This window comes from Moellerella wisconsensis ATCC 35017, assembly GCF_001294465.1.
GTDB classification, from domain to species: domain Bacteria; phylum Pseudomonadota; class Gammaproteobacteria; order Enterobacterales; family Enterobacteriaceae; genus Moellerella; species Moellerella wisconsensis.
The window spans coordinates 152145-170380 of record NZ_LGAA01000014.1; the positions used below are offsets into that span (position 1 = coordinate 152145).

The following is an 18236-nucleotide window of genomic DNA, read 5'->3' on the forward strand; positions in this document are numbered from 1 at the left end:
CTATCAAAATAAGTATATCGACACCAAGTAACGTGATTAATCGTTACTTGGTGATAATATATCTCAAATTATATTCCACTAGCAGCTATTTTAGATTGTTAAGTTATAAAAAAATAGCAAAGCGCCCCTTATTAATAAAAAATGGCCTGAGTTTTAATTGATATAAAACAATAAAAACATTAGATTAGCGTTATTGCCATTAACGCATAATAGCAATGAAAAATTAATAAATGGAATTTATACACTAATAAAAGGAATATATTATGTCTGGATTTTTTAATACACTTAAAAGTATGGCTAAATCGGTTGTTCAATCAAAAATCTTTAAAGAATTTACTAAAAAAGCGATTAATTTGCTGGAAGAAGTAGGTTTAAATTTGTTGAAACAAGCCAAAAATAAACTGATCGCCGCATTTAGCGCAGAAGAACCGAAAAAAGAAGCTATCGTGACGCCAATGAAAACAGCGACCGGTGATGCTGATAGCTTAATTAGCCAAATTAGCGCTATGAAAAGTAATAATGACTCAGTTAGTGCGTTAGGTTCAATTCCTCTCATCGGTGATTTAGCTCCGTCAATGCCGTTACTTGCCGCTAAATAATAATTCTTATCTTAATAATAACTGATCTCTAGATGAGGTCAGTTATTAATTCTATTTTTCATCCTCTAGATCTGCTGCCATATAATTTAAAAAAACTAATCAATAAATTTTTCGCATTATATTTACTAATTATTCAATTCTCTAAAATTTATTATTTAGTGGCATAGGCATAACTTCATATCGTGATAACGCTCACTTTTGTGGGTGTGTTTCGACCTATAAAGTGATCACCTTCAATTTATTAATCAAAAATACTGGATAATCTTTATATCTATTAGTAATAAATAGATTTATTAGCCTTATTTTTATTTATGGTTTATAACTTAAATCAGTGCTAGTTTTAAACTGAAGGTATCGTTTGCGTTATGGGTATACTACTAAGGCATCAATTATCGCCAAAAAAGCAATTAATCCGTGATAATAGTTGTTTGTCATAATAGCAATTTATCGCATTTAAGATGTCCCTATTCATATAAAGAATGAACGAGGAAAGTCATGGCAAAACAAACGGTGTTATATGATGAACATGTCGCGAATGGCGCAAAGATGGTCGATTTTCACGGCTGGATGATGCCATTACATTACGGTTCACAAATTAATGAACATAATCAAGTGCGAACCGATGCGGGAATGTTTGATGTGTCTCATATGACGATAGTCGATCTTAATGGTGAAGGTTGTCGTTCATTTTTGCGTTATTTGCTGGCCAACGATATTAATAAATTAACAGTCAAGGGAAAGGCACTGTACTCTCCAATGCTGAATGCTTCTGGTGGCGTAATTGATGACTTAATTGTTTATTACTTAGATGATCATTATTATCGATTGGTGGTTAACTCAGCAACTCGAGAAAAAGATATTACATGGATAAATCAACACATTAGCAGTTATCCAGTTAGAGTTACGGTCAGGGATGATTTAGCGTTAATCGCAGTGCAAGGCCCGCAAGCTCCCCAAAAAGTCCAATCTATACTTTCTCCCTCACAATGCCAAGCTATTGCCAATTTACCTCCTTTTAATGGAATACAAACCGGTGAATTATTTATTGCTACCACTGGATATACTGGTGAAGCCGGTTATGAAATTGCATTACCTAAACAACAAGCTGTTGAGTTCTGGCATCAGTTATTGGGAGCGGGAGTTAAACCGGCGGGATTAGGGGCTCGAGATACTTTGCGCTTAGAAGCGGGAATGAACTTATATGGTCAAGATATGGATGAAACTGTTTCACCATTAGCGGCTAATATGGGCTGGACTATTGCTTGGCAACCAGAGAATCGTGATTTTATCGGTCGTCAAGCGTTGGAAAAATTACGCCAGCACGATACCGAGCTATTGGTGGGTATCGTGATGCGAGAAAAAGGTATTTTACGTAGCGGGCAACCTGTTCGATTTACCGATGATTTGGGGCAATTACAACAAGGCGTGATTACTAGCGGCTCATTTTCCCCAACATTAGGTTTCAGTATCGGTTTGGCTCGTGTTCCTGCAGGAATTAAACGTCAGGCTATTGTTGAAATTCGTCACCGAGAAATGCCGGTAGAGGTAGTGAAACCGGGATTCGTACGTAATGGTCAGGCTCTGGTATGAGCTCGAGTATGATAGTTTAGAATTATGAATTGATAATACAGTGAGGATAAGTGATGAGTAATGCTCCAGCAGAATTAAAATATACAAGTGAACATGAATGGTTACGTGCTGAAGGTAATGGTGAATTTACTGTTGGTATCACGGCTCATGCACAAGAAACTCTGGGTGATATGGTTTTTATTGATCTGCCAGATGTGGGTACTGAGGTCAATATGGGCGAAGAGTGTGCGGTGGTTGAATCCGTAAAAGCAGCATCTGATATTTATGCACCGTTATCGGGGCAAATTATTGCGGTTAATGAAACGCTGAATGATTCTCCTGAGTTAGTTAATGAACAACCGTATCAAGAAGGGTGGATTTTTCGGATTAAGGCCAGCGATGAGGCTGAAATTGCTAATTTATTAGATGCCGATGTCTATTTAGCGCTAATTGAAGAAGAATAATTTTGAAGGCTCCATTATCGTTGATTGTGGAGCTTTTTTATTATCATTCATTCCTATTATATTGCTGTCACTCTATTTAACGCCTCTGATATTTGGATATCCGATCGCCTGATTTATCGATAAAAATCGCGCGTATGAAACACAAGTATCATTCTGCCTTCGGCACGATTAAATGAAATATTTTAGGGATATCCGTCTGTTATTACAGTTCATCAACTAAAAAACGGGAATATCAACGCATGACTACCACGTTAAGCCAATTAGAGAACCGTACTGAATTTATCCAACGCCATATTGGCTCTTCCGAACAGCAGATTAATCAAATGCTAGCTGTTGTTGGTTCAAAATCACTGGATGAACTGACCGATAAAATTGTACCTAAAAATATTTTGTTATCTGAGCCGCCATATGTTGGGGAAGGGGCAACAGAGCAAGAGGCTTTAGCTGAACTTAAAGCGATTGCTTCACTGAATAAACGTTATAAAAGTTATATTGGTATGGGGTATACGCCTGCCATATTACCGCCGGTTATACTGCGTAACTTATTAGAAAATCCTGGATGGTATACTGCTTATACCCCGTATCAACCTGAAGTTTCACAAGGTCGATTAGAATCTCTTCTTAATTTTCAGCAGTTAACTATTGATCTTACTGGGCTTGATTTAGCATCCGCTTCTTTGCTGGATGAAGCAACGGCAGCAGCAGAAGCGATGGCGATGGCCAAACGAGTGAGTAAGTTAAAACAGGCTGAGCGCTTTTTTGTAGCTGATGATATTCATCCTCAAACTCTAGATGTAGTACGTACTCGCGCTGGAACTTTTGGTTTTGAGATAATTGTTGATAGTGCTGACAAAGTTTTAGAGCATGAAAATATCTTTGGGGCGTTATTACAGCAGGTCGGAACTACCGGTGAAGTTCATGATTACACCGAATTAATGCAACGGCTTAAACAAAAGAAAATTATTTCGTGTGTGGCCGCAGATTTAATGACACTGGTGTGTGTCACACCACCAGGAAAACAAGGTGCTGATATTGTTTTTGGGTCTGCCCAGCGTTTTGGTGTTCCTATGGGTTACGGTGGCCCTCATGCCGCTTTTTTTGCTTGTCGTGATGAATTTAAGCGTGCAATGCCGGGACGCATAATTGGTGTATCACGCGATGCAGCCGGTAATACTGCACTGCGTATGGCGATGCAAACACGTGAACAGCATATTCGCCGAGAGAAAGCTAATTCAAATATTTGTACTTCTCAGGTTCTACTTGCCAATATTGCTGCAATGTATGCCGTTTATCATGGACCTGAAGGATTAAAACGGATTGCTGAGCGAATTCATCGTTTATGCGATATATTCGCATTGGCACTTAAAAATGCGGGTATGAAATTAAAACATCAGCATTGGTTTGATACTTTAACTATTGAAGTCGAAGATAAAGCAGGGGTGCTGATGCGAGCTGAAGAACATCAATTGAATCTGAGAACCGATATTCATAATGCGGTGGGTATTACTTTTAGCGAAACCACGACACGAGCCGATCTAATTGAATTATATACCGTTTTAACTGGCGAAGATAAGTTGCTTGATATTGATACTTTAGATAAGCAAGCTGCGGCTGAGAACTCTTCATTGCCTGCCAATTTGCGCCGCAGTGATATTATTTTGGCCCACCCAAATTTTCATCGTTATCATAGCGAAACGGATATGATGCGCTATATGCATAGCTTGGAGCGCAAAGATTTGGCGTTAAATCAAGCGATGATCCCTTTAGGTTCTTGCACCATGAAGCTAAATGCTGCGGCTGAAATGTTGCCGATAACGTGGCCTGAATTTGGCGAACTGCATCCATTCTGCCCTGTAGCTCAGTCGCAAGGATATCAGCAAATGATAGCCCAACTATCCCATTGGTTAGTTCAGCTAACGGGATATGATGCAGTATGTATGCAACCGAATTCTGGAGCACAGGGCGAATACGCGGGGTTACTCGCAATTCGCCGTTATCATCAACATAATAAACAAAATCAGCGTAATATTTGTCTTATTCCCGCATCGGCCCATGGAACAAATCCTGCCTCAGCTCAAATGGCGGGGATGGATGTTGTGGTCGTGCGTTGTGATGATGCCGGTAATATTGATTTGATTGATTTGCGAGAAAAAGCTGAACTGCATAGTAATGAATTAGCTTGCGTTATGGTGACTTATCCTTCAACTCATGGAGTGTATGAAGAGAGCATTCGAGAAGTTTGTGAGATTATTCATCAGCATAATGGCCAAGTCTATTTAGATGGTGCAAACATGAATGCTCAAGTGGGTTTGACAACACCGGGATTTATTGGTGCTGATGTTTCACACCTTAATTTGCATAAAACATTTTGTATCCCGCATGGCGGTGGTGGGCCGGGCATGGGCCCCATTGCAGTTAAACAACATTTGGCTCCATTTGTTCCGGGGCATTCAGTCGTTGAGTTAGAGACTTTGACACATCAAGGTGCTGTTTCAGCAGCTCCTTTTGGAAGTGCATCTATCTTGCCAATTAGTTGGATGTATATTCGTATGATGGGTTCTTATGGTTTACGAAAAGCTAGCCAAGTGGCTATTTTAAATGCCAATTATATTGCGACCCGTTTAAAACATGATTATGAGATCCTTTATACGGGCTCTAATGGCTATGTGGCTCATGAATGTATTATTGATCTGCGACCGATTAAAAAACAGGTTGGAATTACAGAATTGGATATAGCAAAACGACTGATTGATTATGGATTCCATGCGCCAACAATGTCGTTTCCAGTTGCCGGGACATTAATGATCGAGCCGACAGAATCGGAAAGTAAAGTAGAAATAGATCGTTTTATCGACGCGATGTTAGCAATCAAAGCGGAAGTTAATTTAGTCGAGAGTGCTGAATGGCCGTTGGACGATAATCCGTTAGTTAATGCACCGCATATACAGACGGAATTAGCAGAAGAATGGACGCATACATATAGCCGCGAAATTGCTGTATTCCCAACCATACAGACAAAAACTAATAAATATTGGCCAGCGGTTAAACGCCTGGACGATGTCTATGGTGATAGGCATTTACATTGTTCTTGTGTGCCTATCGATGAGTATAATCACTAGCCACATATAGCTTGATGTTTGAGCTATAAGCCTGCCGTTCTTAATACAATCGGCAGGCTTATTTATTCGATTCGATTCTATTCAGTATCTTATTTAGCGTTGAACCGAAATTAGCTGGATAATAGCATAATTATTTTGTATCACTCTTTGCTCGTTATTATTTCCCTAATTCTATAATAACCAACCTTTCTGCTGTGCTTGTTTTAATTGAGGCAGTAAATATTCCCATAATTCAGGAAATGCTTGTTCAATAAAGCTATTACGTGATATCACTTGTTCAAGACGAATATTATTTTGCACCCAACTTTGGCCATTATTATGCAAATTCATTAAGATTGGCATAATGCGATCAATCACATTGGCAAATTGTGCATCTTGGCTTTCTCCCGCTTCATATTCTTGCCATAGCGCTAAAAATTGACTTTGTTGCGGTTCTGGTAGCAGTCCAAAAATACGATTAGCGGCTTTAACTTCTTGCTCATGAATCGCTTCACGTGCTGCGATATCATAAACCATGACATCCCCTGCATCGATTTCAACCACATCATGAAGCAGTGCCATTTTTAGTACTCGTGTAGTATCGATACCCTTAACATAGGGGGCAAAACTCATGACTGCCATTGCAAAATGCCAACTATGTTCAGCTGTATTTTCATTTCGACTGCTATCTAATAATTCGGTTTTACGATAAACGCATTTGAGTTTATCTAATTCCATTAAAAATTGAACAACTTCAGTAAAAGGGCCAAAGTTTAATGTATTCTCAGGTATTTCTAATATTGCTGATGTCATTGATTGCTCCGATATTATTATTTTTCTTCATCTAGCGAATAAGGCAGTGGTTGAATAGTCAGATGGCTATTCTCATCACCTTTAACTCGAAATACACTTTCTGCTTCCATATCGTTATTCATAACTACTTGTAGATTAATACTTTCATCATTCAGACGAACTGCAGATAATACGGTTCCAGTACGGCGCCATTTATCCCCTAGTTGCCATTCAAGATCATCACCGGCGACTGGGACGTTTGTAGCGGTACCTTTCAGCCAATACATTGCTCGTTTGTTCGCTCCACGAAACTTAGCTCGAGCGACCATTTCTTGCCCGGTGTAACATCCTTTCTTAAAGCAAATTCCGGCAGGTAATGCTTGTAAATTAGTTGCTTGTGGAATAAATTGCGCACTGTTGGCGGCATCAATAATAGCAAATCCCGCTTCGATATCTAATGATAGCCACTGCGCACTATCGGTACGCTGTGCTGAGGTTAACGTATTGGCTAATTTCTCGGCTTCAGCTGGCGTTGTAATGATGAGGAAACGTTCACTCGGCAGTGAAAAATGCAGAATTAAACCCTCATTAAGGGTAATAACTTGATTTTCATCGTCAGGCAATGAAGAAAAATTGTGTTCAAGTGCGAGTCTAGCGCCGAGGCCTGCAATACCCAACATGACTGAGTCGTTATCAATGCTCATAGAAACTTTAGAAAAAACCGCATATTTTTTCAGCTCAGCCAACTGATCCTCAATGACACTTTTTCTCTCTATATAAGCATAGCCTTCACCACGATGGAATAATCTTAAATCACTCCACATTTTACCTTTGGCATCACAATGCGCACTAAGGGTATGTTGGTGAGATGCCAGTGCTGCGATATCAGAGGTTACTTGTCCTTGTAAATATTTCTCAGCGTCAGCTCCTGTGATATTAACCAGTCCCCAATCTTCGAGAGAAATTAAGGTTAAAGGTAGGGATTGATAGCTTATAGGAATTTGATGTGAAAATGGTATTTGGAAATTCATGACATCACCTGTTGAGCGGGTAAGAGAAAAACAGTGTTCATGTTAAAATAGCTGGATAACAATGCAAGTAGTTATTATGATGTTCAGCTATTTATTAAATTTTCTAACAAAATAACTGATTGAAAAAAATCAATAAATATTTAAAAAATAGATAATTGTCATCCATGTCATGTTTTGAATGTGGTAATCTATTAATCTAATAAAAAAAATGACAAAGTAAGACCGGTTTGTTGTGATCGATAATAGAAGGTATCGAATAAATGGATATTGATAATAAAGCGCGGATCCACTGGGCATGTCGTCGAGGAATGCGAGAACTGGATATTTCAATTATGCCTTTTTTTGAACATGAGTATGATGGATTAAACGATAATGAAAAATACCAGTTTATTCGTTTGCTGGAGTGTGCAGATCCCGATCTGTTCAATTGGTTGATGAACCATGGTCGTCCTGACGATGATGAGATTTATCATATGATTAAACTAATTCAACAAAGAAATAAAGACCGTGGTCCTGTGGAAATCTAATTTATCCATATCATGGATGGCTCAGCTTTTTTCTACCTGTGTACATTGTGTCCTGGGGCTAGTGTTATTACTGGCTCCGTGGCCGACAGGTAACTCTATTATTTGGCTTCCTTTATTAATGGTGACTATTGCAAGTTGGGCAAAGAGTCAAAAAAACATTAATAAATACAAAGGAGTAATTGTTCTTACTAATGGAAATAAAGTCCAATGGAAGAAAAATGAATGGAGTATTATCAGCCCCCCATGGTGCACTCGCTTTGGTATTTTGTTAACGTTAAGTGCTTTACAAGGTAAACCTAGAAAAATAAAATTATGGGTTGCTGCTGATGCAATATCAGAAGACGATTGGCGGGATCTAAATCAACTGTTATTACAATACCCTGATATATAATAAATTGTTTTATTATCAATGAGTTGAAATTGATTTTATTTATATGAAAAGTAAATGATTAAATAAAATTAATCATATTTCAATTATTTTTTGAACTTTATCTTAATGTTTTCTTTTAATCTATTATTGTGATGAGATTGTGTTAATATAAAAAGGTACCAAAGATAGCAATACAAAGACAGCAATATAAAGTAACTTTATTCTAACAGTAAATCATTTATTCATTTTAATAGTAATTATTTCATTTATTCATTTTAGTAGAGTTTATTAAGTGGTCGAAGTAAATAAAAAATAGTGCTAAGTAATTTTTATGAAAAAATAACCTATTCTTTCATGTAATAATGATCTTTAGATATATATACTTAATTATTATATATAAAAACTAGGTTTTATATCCTTTTACCTAGTTTTTGAGTTTATATAATAGAGTTAATTTTAGTATCGCTCAATGGAAGCATTATAATAATGCTTCCATTTCTTTTAATATCTGCATACACCAGAGAGCTATTCGTTCATCAGTTTGTTCAAACTGAGTAACATCATCTAAGGCTAATCCAACAAATTGAGTTTTATCTTCAGTTAAAGGTTTTGGGCTATCAAATTCATACCCTTCGGTCGGCCAAAAGCCAATAAATTTAACGCCAGAAGGTTTTAAATGATGATAGAGCATACCTAAAGCATCTAAAAACCATTCGCTGTAATCAACTTGGTCACCCATGCCGTACATCGCAACAATTTTGTCAGCTAAGTCTAGATTGGGGAGTGCCTCCCAAATTTCTAGCCAGTCTTCTTGTATTTCACCAAAATCCCATGTAGGGATGCCTAAAATGAGAACATTATATTGTTCCATCATTTCAGGGGCTGTATCTCGGATATTATGTAAATCAACGAAATCATGGCCGAGAATATCGCGAATTTTTTCAGCCGCCATTTCTGTGTAACAGGTGCTTGAACCGTAAAAAAGACCTATCTTCATTTTACTTTTGCTGTAGTTTCCATTATACGAGGAGGGTATTGTAACAGAATGAAGGTTTTAAGGCATAATATACAAGGCTTATTTTTCATCCCTATTTTTCACCGCCTTATTTAGGATAACGACAAAAAATTTACTCATTTATCGGAGTAAACCAGTAATTTTAGCGATTTTGGCTAGAGTATTCGAGGGATAGATATAGTATGTATATTGGAGGCAGTATTGGCTAATAACGTAAAAAAAGAGATCAATCCAGTTATCGAGCAATTTCTTGATACTATTTGGTTGGAACAAAATTTAGCAGAGAACACATTAGCCTCTTATCGTAATGATTTACAGACGCTTGATCAGTGGTTGGAACTTCATCAACTGGATTTTCTTAATGTCCAGGTTATTGATTTACAGTCTTTTTTAGCTGAGCGTGTTGATGGTGGTTATAAAGCGGCAAGCTCAGCTCGGTTACTGAGTACTATGCGCAGGTTATTCCAATACCTTTATCGAGAAAAAATGCGCGCGGATGATCCATCAGCGGCGCTATCAGGACCTAAAATTCCCAAGCGATTACCTAAAGATTTAAGTGAACAACAAGTAGAGAGTTTACTGCATGCTCCGGCAATTGAAGATCCGATTGAATTAAGGGATAAAGCCATGCTTGAGGTGCTATATGCCTGTGGTTTGCGTGTATCGGAACTTGTTGGTTTAACTTTTGCTGATATTAGTTTAAGGCAAGGTGTAATTCGCATCATGGGCAAAGGAAATAAAGAGCGACTAGTTCCATTAGGCGAAGAAGCGATATTCTGGATTGAAAAATATTTGTCTGAAAGTCGTCCAATTTTATTGAATGGTTGTACCAACGATGTGTTATTCCCGAGCAAGCGCGGTACACAAATGACTCGTCAGACATTTTGGTATCGGATAAAACACTATGCGATATTAGCCAATATCGATACAGAATTATTATCACCTCACGTTTTGCGGCATGCATTTGCTACTCATTTGCTAAATCATGGTGCTGACCTACGTGTGGTTCAGATGTTGTTAGGTCATAGCGACCTATCAACGACGCAAATTTATACACATGTTGCGACCGAAAGGCTGCGTAAATTACATGAAGAACATCACCCAAGAGGCTGATCTTTGGTGATTAAGGAAACATTAATGAAAAGAATATTGTTATTAGCGGGATTATTCGTATCTTTCACTAGCATCGCATCAGTTAATGATAAAACGATTGAAACTGCCTTAAAAAAATACAATATGACGGCAGAATCAATTAAGCCTTCGCCTATTGTTGGATTAAATACAGTGGTGACCGCTAATGGAGTCGTTTATGTCACCGATGATGGTAAATATCTACTGGAAGGACCTATTTATGATATTAGTACTAAAACACCAACTAATATTACTAATAAATCATTGATGAAAAAAATAGATGACCTTAAAGATGAAATGATTGTATTTAAAGCACCAAAAGAAAAATATGTGGTCACTGTATTTACTGATATTACGTGTGGATATTGTAAAAAACTTCATTCATCAGTAAATGAAATGAATGATAAAGGGATCACGGTGCGTTATTTGGCTTTCCCTCGCCAAGGTTTGCAGCATGAATCGGCTAAACAGATGGCATCGATTTGGTGTAATGCGTTACCGCAAAAAGCGTTAACAGATGCGTTTAAAGGTGAGTCAGTTGCGATGATTGATAATTGTAAAATTGATTTTTCCCGCCATATGCAAGTAGGTAAATTGTTTGGTTTGACTGGAACGCCAGCAATTTTACTCGATGATGGTCAATTAATTTCAGGATATTTATCCGCAGATGCTTTAGCTAAAGCACTGGATAATAAATAATATATAACGTGAAGACAGAAACTTATTTACGCCGTCGATTATCTGAGGCGCAGGTTGATTTACCTGCTGATATCCCTGAAGTACTGCAACGTATTTATGCCAGTCGTGGTATTAAAAATAGCACAGAGCTAGATCGCAAAGCGGCAGGATTACTCAATTATCGGACGCTTAGTGGTATTGAGCCGGCCATTTCATTATTAATTACGGCATTAAAATCACATTGGCGCATTGTTATTGTTGGCGATTTTGATGCGGATGGTGCAACCAGTACAGCACTCGCTATCCGCGCGCTTAAATTAATGGGATACCGTAATTTAGATTATCTAGTGCCGAATCGTTTTGAGGACGGTTACGGTCTGAGCCCCGAAGTTGTTGAGCAAGTGGTTAAAAAAGGGGCTGATTTAATTATTACCGTTGATAACGGTATTTCATCACATGATGGTGTTGATTCAGCTCATAAGCATGATATTAAAGTTATTATTACTGATCATCATTTGCCGGGTTCGGTATTGCCAGCAGCAGAAGCTATTATTAATCCTAATCTTACAGATTGCCAGTTTCCGTCGAAGGCATTAGCCGGAGTAGGGGTAACATTTTATTTAATGTCGGCTTTACGTGCTGAATTGCGGCAACAAGATTGGTTTGAACAACAAGGAATTGCAATTCCTAATTTAGCGGAATTACTCGATTTAGTCGCGCTAGGAACCGTTGCTGATGTTGTCCCTCTCGATTTTAATAATCGTATTTTAGTCCATCAAGGATTAAATCGGATTAGGGCAGGCCGTTGTTGTGTTGGGATAAAAGCGTTGCTAGAGGTTTCAAAACGAGAAGCATATCGCCTAGTTGCCAATGACTTAGGTTTTTCGCTTGGTCCACGGTTGAATGCGGCAGGGCGACTTGATGATATGTCGATAGGCGTTGCTCTATTATTAACTGACGATATTGCTCATGCCCGTGAACTAGCTAATGAACTTGATAGTTTAAATCAGACCCGCAGAGAAATTGAAGCAGGAATGCAGCTAGAAGCTATGGCGCTATTCAGTAAAATTGAATACCCCGATAATATATTACCGAATGGATTAGCGCTTTATCATAAAGACTGGCATCAAGGTGTCGTCGGTATTTTGGCTTCTCGAATAAAAGAGCGGTTTCATCGGCCGGTAATAGCGTTCGCTCCTGCTGGTGATGGAATACTAAAAGGTTCTGGGCGTTCAATTCAAGGCGTACATATGCGAGATGCACTAGACAGACTAAATACCTTGCATCCTGGATTGATGCTGAAATTTGGTGGGCATGCGATGGCAGCCGGGCTTTCTTTAGAGGAAGATAAATTTAGCGCTTTTAATCAATATTTTTGCCAATTAATGGCGGAGCTAATAGACCCAGCAGATTTATCTGGTGTGGTATGGAGTGACGGCGCACTCAATTCTTCACAATTAAGCCTAGAAATGGCCGAGTTACTCCGCGAAGCCGGCCCGTGGGGACAAGCTTTTCCTGAACCTATCTTCGATGGAAAATTTAAGATCTTACAGCAGCGATTGGTGGGAGAAAAACATTTAAAACTGATGTTAGAACCGATTGAGGGGGGCCCGATGCTTGATGGTATTATGTTTAATATTGATCCAGCTCAGTGGCCAGACAATAGTATTAAGACAGCAGAGATAGCTTATAAACTTGATGTAAATGAATACCGTGGAAATCGTAATGTGCAATTGTTAATACAGCATATTTGGCCAGATTAGGCACCTCATTAGGCCGTCATAGATTACGGTCAGGTATATAAACGCGGCATCAATTCCGCTATAATAGGCGGTTTGAAATTAATTCATATTATTCAACGTAAGACGCGGAAATATAATGTTTGAAATTAACCCGGTCAAAAACCAAATTCAGGACGTGTCTGAACGGACATCGGTTCTGAGGGGGTATCTTTGACTATGATGCAAAGAAAGAACGATTAGAAGAAGTTAACGCCGAGCTAGAACAGCCTGATGTCTGGAATGAACCTGAAAGAGCCCAAGCGCTTGGTAAAGAGCGCTCATCGTTAGAGGCTATTGCCGAAACGATTGATCTATTGACTCAAGGTATCGAAGATGTTGAAGGGCTTTTGGAATTAGCAGTTGAAGCTGAAGATGAAGACACCTTTAATGAAGCTATTGCTGAATTAGAGCAATTAGAAGAAAAGCTTAATCAGCTAGAATTCCGTCGTATGTTCTCAGGTGAATACGATAGCGCTAATTGCTATCTCGATTTACAGGCGGGTTCAGGGGGGACAGAAGCTCAAGATTGGGCAAGTATGTTAATGCGTATGTACTTACGATGGGCTGAATCCAAGGGATTTAAAACAGAAATTATTGAAGAATCGGACGGTGATGTTGCCGGTTTGAAATCAGGAACCATCAAAATTATTGGTGAATATGCTTATGGTTGGTTAAGAACAGAAACAGGGGTGCACCGTTTAGTGCGTAAAAGCCCGTTTGATTCTGGTGGCCGCCGTCATACTTCCTTTAGTTCAGCGTTTATTTATCCTGAAGTTGATGATGATATTGATATCGAAATTAACCCAGCAGATCTGCGTATTGATGTATATCGTGCATCAGGTGCTGGTGGGCAGCATGTCAATAAAACAGAATCTGCGGTGCGTATCACCCATATTCCGACCAATACAGTGACCCAGTGTCAGAACGATCGCTCTCAGCATAAAAATAAAGATCAGGCTATGCGCCAGATGAAAGCAAAATTGTATGAGTTAGAAGTACAAAAGAAAAATGCTGATAAACAAGCGATGGAAGAAAATAAATCCGATATCGGTTGGGGAAGTCAGATCCGTTCTTATGTATTGGATGATTCCCGAATTAAAGACTTACGTACTGGTGTGGAAACGCGTAACACGCAAGCCGTACTGGATGGTGATTTAGATAAATTCATTGAAGCCAGTCTTAAAGCTGGCCTGTGAGGAAAAAATGTCTCAACAACAACAGGGTGCGGAACAAGCGCCAGATTTAAATAATGAGCTTAAAGCTCGTCGTGAAAAATTAAGCGCGTTACGTGATAAGGGTATCGCGTTCCCTAATGATTTCCGCCGTGATGTCATATCAGAGCAACTTCATCGCCAATACGATGATAAGTCAGCAGAAGAGCTCGAAGCATTAAATATCGAGGTCGCTATTGCTGGTCGTATGATGACTCGCCGTATTATGGGTAAAGCATCATTTGCGACTATCCAAGATATGGGGGGGCAAATTCAGCTTTACGTTTCTCGTGATGATCTGCCAGAAGGTATTTATAACGAACAGTTTAAAAAATGGGACTTAGGCGATATTCTTGGCGCTACAGGTCGATTATTTAAAACTAAAACGGGCGAATTAACTATTCATTGTAATAATGTTCGTTTGTTGACTAAAGCTATGCGCCCATTACCGGATAAATTCCATGGTCTTTCAGATCAGGAAACCCGTTATCGTCAACGTTACTTAGATTTGATCGCGAATGAAGAATCGCGTAAAACATTCCAAATCCGTTCTCAAATATTATCTTCATTGCGTAACTTTATGGTTAGCAAGGCGTTTATGGAAGTAGAAACGCCAATGATGCAAGTTATTCCTGGTGGTGCAACTGCTCGCCCATTTGTAACTCATCATAACGCATTAGATATTGATATGTATCTGCGTATCGCTCCTGAACTGTATTTGAAACGTCTAGTTGTCGGTGGCTTCGAGCGCGTATTCGAGATTAACCGTAATTTCCGTAATGAAGGTTTATCACCACGCCATAATCCTGAGTTCACTATGATGGAACTCTATATGGCTTATGCCGATTATCGTGATTTAATCGATCTTACAGAAGAATTATTCCGTACATTAGCGCAAGAAGTTCTTGGTACGACGGTGGTTAAATATGGTGAGCAGGAATTTGATTTTGGTCAGCCATTTGCTAAATTAACCATGAGAGAAGCTATTTGCAAATACCGCCCAGAAACTAATATTGCTGATTTAGATGATATGGAAAAAGCGGTAGCTATTGCTGAATCTATCGGTATTAAAGTGGAAAAATCTTGGGGCTTAGGTCGTGTTCAGTGTGAAATATTTGAAGAAGTTGCTGAAAGTCACTTGATCCAACCAACATTCATTATTGAATACCCAGCAGAAGTTTCTCCATTAGCTCGCCGTAATGATGATAACCCATTCATAACTGACCGCTTTGAGTTCTTTATAGGTGGTCGTGAAATTGGTAATGGTTTCTCAGAGTTAAATGATGCAGAAGATCAAGCTGAACGTTTTGCTGAACAAGTTCATCAAAAAGATGAAGGCGATGATGAAGCGATGTTCTATGATGAAGATTACATTACTGCATTGGAACACGGTTTACCGCCAACGGCTGGTTTGGGTATTGGTATTGATCGCATGGTAATGCTATTTACTAATAGTCATACTATTCGTGATGTGATTTTGTTCCCAGCATTAAGACCAACTAAAGCTTAATCGTAAATAGATTTATAATTTAAAATGCCTGATGATTTATCAGGCATTTTTTTATTAGAAAGATAATAAATTTAAGAATTTATTGCTTAATATAATAAATAAAGGGCAGATGATATATCTAACCCCTTATTTATTATCTAATAGAGATATTATTTTTTATATTCAGCTAATTTTTTAGTCGGCTGTGTTTTACAGAACGCTAAAATTTTAGGTGTCTCAGCAATTGTTGATTCTTGCAATGCTACATAATCGCCTTGTTTAAATACAGTATCATTACTTAATAGCCAAAAAGCGACAGGAGTCATCGCCTGAGGGTTCAAGTCAATAAACTCTTGGCAAGTCATATTTTCTGGCGTACTAGTGGGTGTCGTTTTTTGATCTGCATTAGCATAACAGGCTGTGGATATACCTAAAACTGCAATTAAACTAATAATTGATTTTTTCATGTGCTACCCCTATTTAAATTTATATTAATATAAAAGCGGTAAATCGATGCTATCGAAGATAAATAAATTATCATACCCAAAAAGAAATTCAAATATAAATTATAAAATTATACTCATTACCAATTAATGATATTCATAAATTGATGTGTATTCTATAATAGAAGATACATTATATTTGGTTTAGTTAAGGAAATATTATTTAATTAATGATTATTATTTTTATTTATAATTAAATATACCGACATTTTGTGATAGTTAAAGTATCAACTATATACCTATATATTGAGTAAACATGGGTTAAGTGAAAGGCTCATAGATAACAGCTCTATAATGAATCAATAATTGATGTACTCCCTTGTTTTATTGATGGATAGATAGAAAAAAAATCTGATTTAGCTTAGACTAAGTGAATATTATCGATAATATTTAGCTGACTCAATCGTTGGATAAGGTAACATTATGTTTTCTAAAAATAAAAAGAAAATCCTAACGGCAACTTTTTTTGCCGCCAGTATCATTTCTCTTTCGGGATGTAATTCGCTATGGGGACAAAAAACACCTTCTTCTGCGATAAATATGGCATCAGCCCAAAAACAGCAGCCGACATATGATTATGCTCATACTGAAAATAACGCTCAAGTAAAACAAATAATTGAGCAAACAGCTAGTAATGATGATTCATCAAAAATGCTGACAGAGCCAGCTTCCTTCTCCAATTTAGATTCTTGTATTAAAGAATTAAATTCATTGAAAGTTCTCTCGCCAACAGATTATGAACATTTAGTAGGGTCATTTAAAGAAGTTAGTGAAATTAATGGGTTATATAAACAAATTGCATCTACCGCTAGCCCAGATACTATCGAATTAATGAAAATGGCGATAGAAGCGAAAACAAAAGTTTTATGCGCTAAAGTACGTTACAACTCTGTACTTTCTATTGAATCAACTTTGGAAAAGATTAGTGGATTATGAGAATTAACTTAAGATTGTGCATCTCTCTGGCAATAATATCATTAGCTTCGAATGTTCAGGCTGAAGAATTTAATAGTGTTATCAATGATTTTGATGCCTATCTTCAGCTCGAAAAGCACAATGAGGTTAAACAAGTCCCCATTGAGACACGATCTTATGATGAGTTATTTTCTCAACTACCAAAAGAAGCAGGGAAGAAGAATAAGCCGTCTAAACTGATTAATAAAAAAACAAACACTGCGGAAGCTAAAAGTGGAGTTAGATATAATAAAGATACAGAGCAGAAAGCGGTAGCAAAAAATATAGGAAATACCATAGCGGATAAGCCATTGAGTTCAGCTGAGCAAAAAAGAGAGAATAAATCAGAATATAATATTGCTGATTTTTCTAAATCTAAAAAAGCAGATGTTACCGATGCTATCGCTCCTGCGAATTATTTAACTTCAGTTTCGGCCTTATTTATACCAAGTCAATGGTCTAGCGATTACCTATTGCGTGATTATGGTAAATATAATGTTGTTTATAATCCACTAAGCTTATTTACCTCTTTATCTTCAGTCACATTGCCCACGCCATCACAAAAAATGACGGCTAAGCAACGTGAAAATATTATGCAGATTATCGACCAACAGAGATTTTCGACGTTGTTTAATTTTGGTGTAGCCCAAGGTGTAGGTCAGCTAATCTGGTACCAGAATTTACTCACTGACAAAGAGCTAGTAAATAAATTATCTGCTAGATATCAAACTATTGATGAATTAAAGAAACAACTGTTATTAAAGTCAGCTGAAATCGAAAAAATTAAATTATTACTATCTGAGTCTAATGAAAAAATAAATCAGCTAGAAGTTCAATTAACAAAAGTTGCTAAATCAGATACTCCAGAAACAGAGCAAAAAATTAAAGCACTAACTGAACAATTGGCATTAGCGACTAAAAATAATGCAATCAAAGAATCTGAATTGGCGGCATTAGTTCAAGAAAATCAGCAAATTAAATATAAACAAACAGAAATAACCAAAACATTGACTGATAAAGCTGC

At 37.7% G+C, this 18236-nt stretch carries 17 protein-coding genes; 13 read left to right on the plus strand and 4 right to left on the minus strand.

Going from position 1 to position 18236, the window contains the following annotated elements; genetic code table 11:
* Positions 1–263 precede the first annotated feature (263 nt).
* The 4 genes from M992_RS06970 to gcvP all read left to right on the plus strand — a co-directional run bounded on the left by M992_RS06970 (position 264) and on the right by gcvP (position 5751).
* Positions 264–599 (plus strand): hypothetical protein, encoded by a 336-nt coding sequence (locus tag M992_RS06970; protein ID WP_053907899.1) that lies wholly within the window; start codon positions 264–266, stop codon positions 597–599.
* 495 nt (positions 600–1094) lie between these two features.
* Positions 1095–2189 (plus strand): glycine cleavage system aminomethyltransferase GcvT, encoded by a 1095-nt coding sequence (gene gcvT / locus M992_RS06975; RefSeq protein ID WP_053907900.1) that lies wholly within the window; start codon positions 1095–1097, stop codon positions 2187–2189.
* A 53-nt stretch (positions 2190–2242) separates the two neighbouring features.
* Positions 2243–2632: a glycine cleavage system protein GcvH gene (gene gcvH, locus M992_RS06980; RefSeq protein ID WP_053907901.1), complete on the plus strand. Its 390-nt coding sequence runs from the start codon at positions 2243–2245 to the stop codon at positions 2630–2632.
* Positions 2633–2871: 239 nt separating this feature from the next.
* Entirely contained in the window at positions 2872–5751 is a 2880-nt protein-coding gene (gcvP, locus tag M992_RS06985; protein ID WP_053907902.1) for an aminomethyl-transferring glycine dehydrogenase, read from the plus strand.
* 171 nt (positions 5752–5922) lie between these two features.
* Here the strand turns inward: gcvP and M992_RS06990 are convergent, their stop codons facing one another.
* Positions 5923–6543, minus strand: a complete 621-nt coding sequence (locus tag M992_RS06990; RefSeq protein WP_053907903.1) for an HD domain-containing protein — start codon at positions 6541–6543, stop codon at positions 5923–5925.
* Positions 6544–6560: 17 nt separating this feature from the next.
* Positions 6561–7553 (minus strand): tRNA-modifying protein YgfZ, encoded by a 993-nt coding sequence (gene ygfZ, locus M992_RS06995; protein WP_053907904.1) that lies wholly within the window; start codon positions 7551–7553, stop codon positions 6561–6563.
* A gap of 260 nt (positions 7554–7813) precedes the next feature.
* On the opposite strand from ygfZ, the gene sdhE reads away from it, so the two are divergent.
* Both sdhE and M992_RS07005 read left to right on the plus strand, forming a co-directional pair.
* The gene (sdhE, locus tag M992_RS07000) at positions 7814–8080 is read left to right on the plus strand and encodes an FAD assembly factor SdhE (protein WP_053907905.1); all 267 of its coding nucleotides are present in this window, start codon (positions 7814–7816) and stop codon (positions 8078–8080) included.
* Positions 8061–8471, plus strand: a complete 411-nt coding sequence (locus M992_RS07005) for a protein YgfX (RefSeq protein ID WP_053907906.1) — start codon at positions 8061–8063, stop codon at positions 8469–8471. The genes sdhE and M992_RS07005 overlap by 20 nt, the downstream gene beginning before the upstream one ends.
* A gap of 457 nt (positions 8472–8928) precedes the next feature.
* Here the strand turns inward: M992_RS07005 and fldB are convergent, their stop codons facing one another.
* On the minus strand, positions 8929–9447 hold the full coding sequence (gene fldB, locus M992_RS07010) for a flavodoxin FldB (protein WP_047255276.1): 519 nt from the start codon (positions 9445–9447) through the stop codon (positions 8929–8931).
* A gap of 219 nt (positions 9448–9666) precedes the next feature.
* Here fldB and xerD point away from each other — a divergent pair, with 219 nt between their 5' ends.
* The 5 genes from xerD to lysS all read left to right on the plus strand — a co-directional run bounded on the left by xerD (position 9667) and on the right by lysS (position 15776).
* The gene (gene xerD, locus M992_RS07015; protein ID WP_053907907.1) at positions 9667–10578 is read left to right on the plus strand and encodes a site-specific tyrosine recombinase XerD; all 912 of its coding nucleotides are present in this window, start codon (positions 9667–9669) and stop codon (positions 10576–10578) included.
* A 24-nt stretch (positions 10579–10602) separates the two neighbouring features.
* Positions 10603–11295 carry a bifunctional protein-disulfide isomerase/oxidoreductase DsbC gene (gene dsbC / locus M992_RS07020; protein WP_053907908.1) on the plus strand — a complete coding sequence of 231 codons (693 nt, stop codon included), beginning with the start codon at positions 10603–10605 and terminating at the stop codon, positions 11293–11295.
* A gap of 8 nt (positions 11296–11303) precedes the next feature.
* On the plus strand, positions 11304–13037 hold the full coding sequence (gene recJ / locus M992_RS07025) for a single-stranded-DNA-specific exonuclease RecJ (protein ID WP_053907909.1): 1734 nt from the start codon (positions 11304–11306) through the stop codon (positions 13035–13037).
* Between the two features lie 115 nt (positions 13038–13152).
* Positions 13153–14251, plus strand: a protein-coding gene (gene prfB / locus M992_RS07030) for a peptide chain release factor 2 (protein WP_134473557.1) whose coding sequence is annotated in 2 segments (ribosomal slippage) — positions 13153–13227 and positions 13229–14251 — 1098 coding nt in all. Because the reading frame shifts where the segments join, the coding sequence is not laid out codon by codon here.
* 7 nt (positions 14252–14258) lie between these two features.
* Positions 14259–15776, plus strand: a complete 1518-nt coding sequence (gene lysS / locus M992_RS07035) for a lysine--tRNA ligase (RefSeq protein WP_053907910.1) — start codon at positions 14259–14261, stop codon at positions 15774–15776.
* A 149-nt stretch (positions 15777–15925) separates the two neighbouring features.
* Here lysS and M992_RS07040 read toward each other — a convergent pair whose 3' ends face one another.
* Positions 15926–16222, minus strand: a complete 297-nt coding sequence (locus M992_RS07040; protein WP_053907911.1) for an HdeA/HdeB family chaperone — start codon at positions 16220–16222, stop codon at positions 15926–15928.
* A 459-nt stretch (positions 16223–16681) separates the two neighbouring features.
* Between M992_RS07040 and M992_RS07045 the strand changes: the two genes are divergently transcribed.
* Positions 16682–17194 (plus strand): hypothetical protein, encoded by a 513-nt coding sequence (locus tag M992_RS07045; RefSeq protein ID WP_053907912.1) that lies wholly within the window; start codon positions 16682–16684, stop codon positions 17192–17194.
* Positions 17191–18236, plus strand: a 1046-nt coding sequence (locus M992_RS07050) for a hypothetical protein (protein ID WP_147638165.1), incomplete at its 3' end; no start/stop codon positions are given. The genes M992_RS07045 and M992_RS07050, both read left to right, overlap by 4 nt.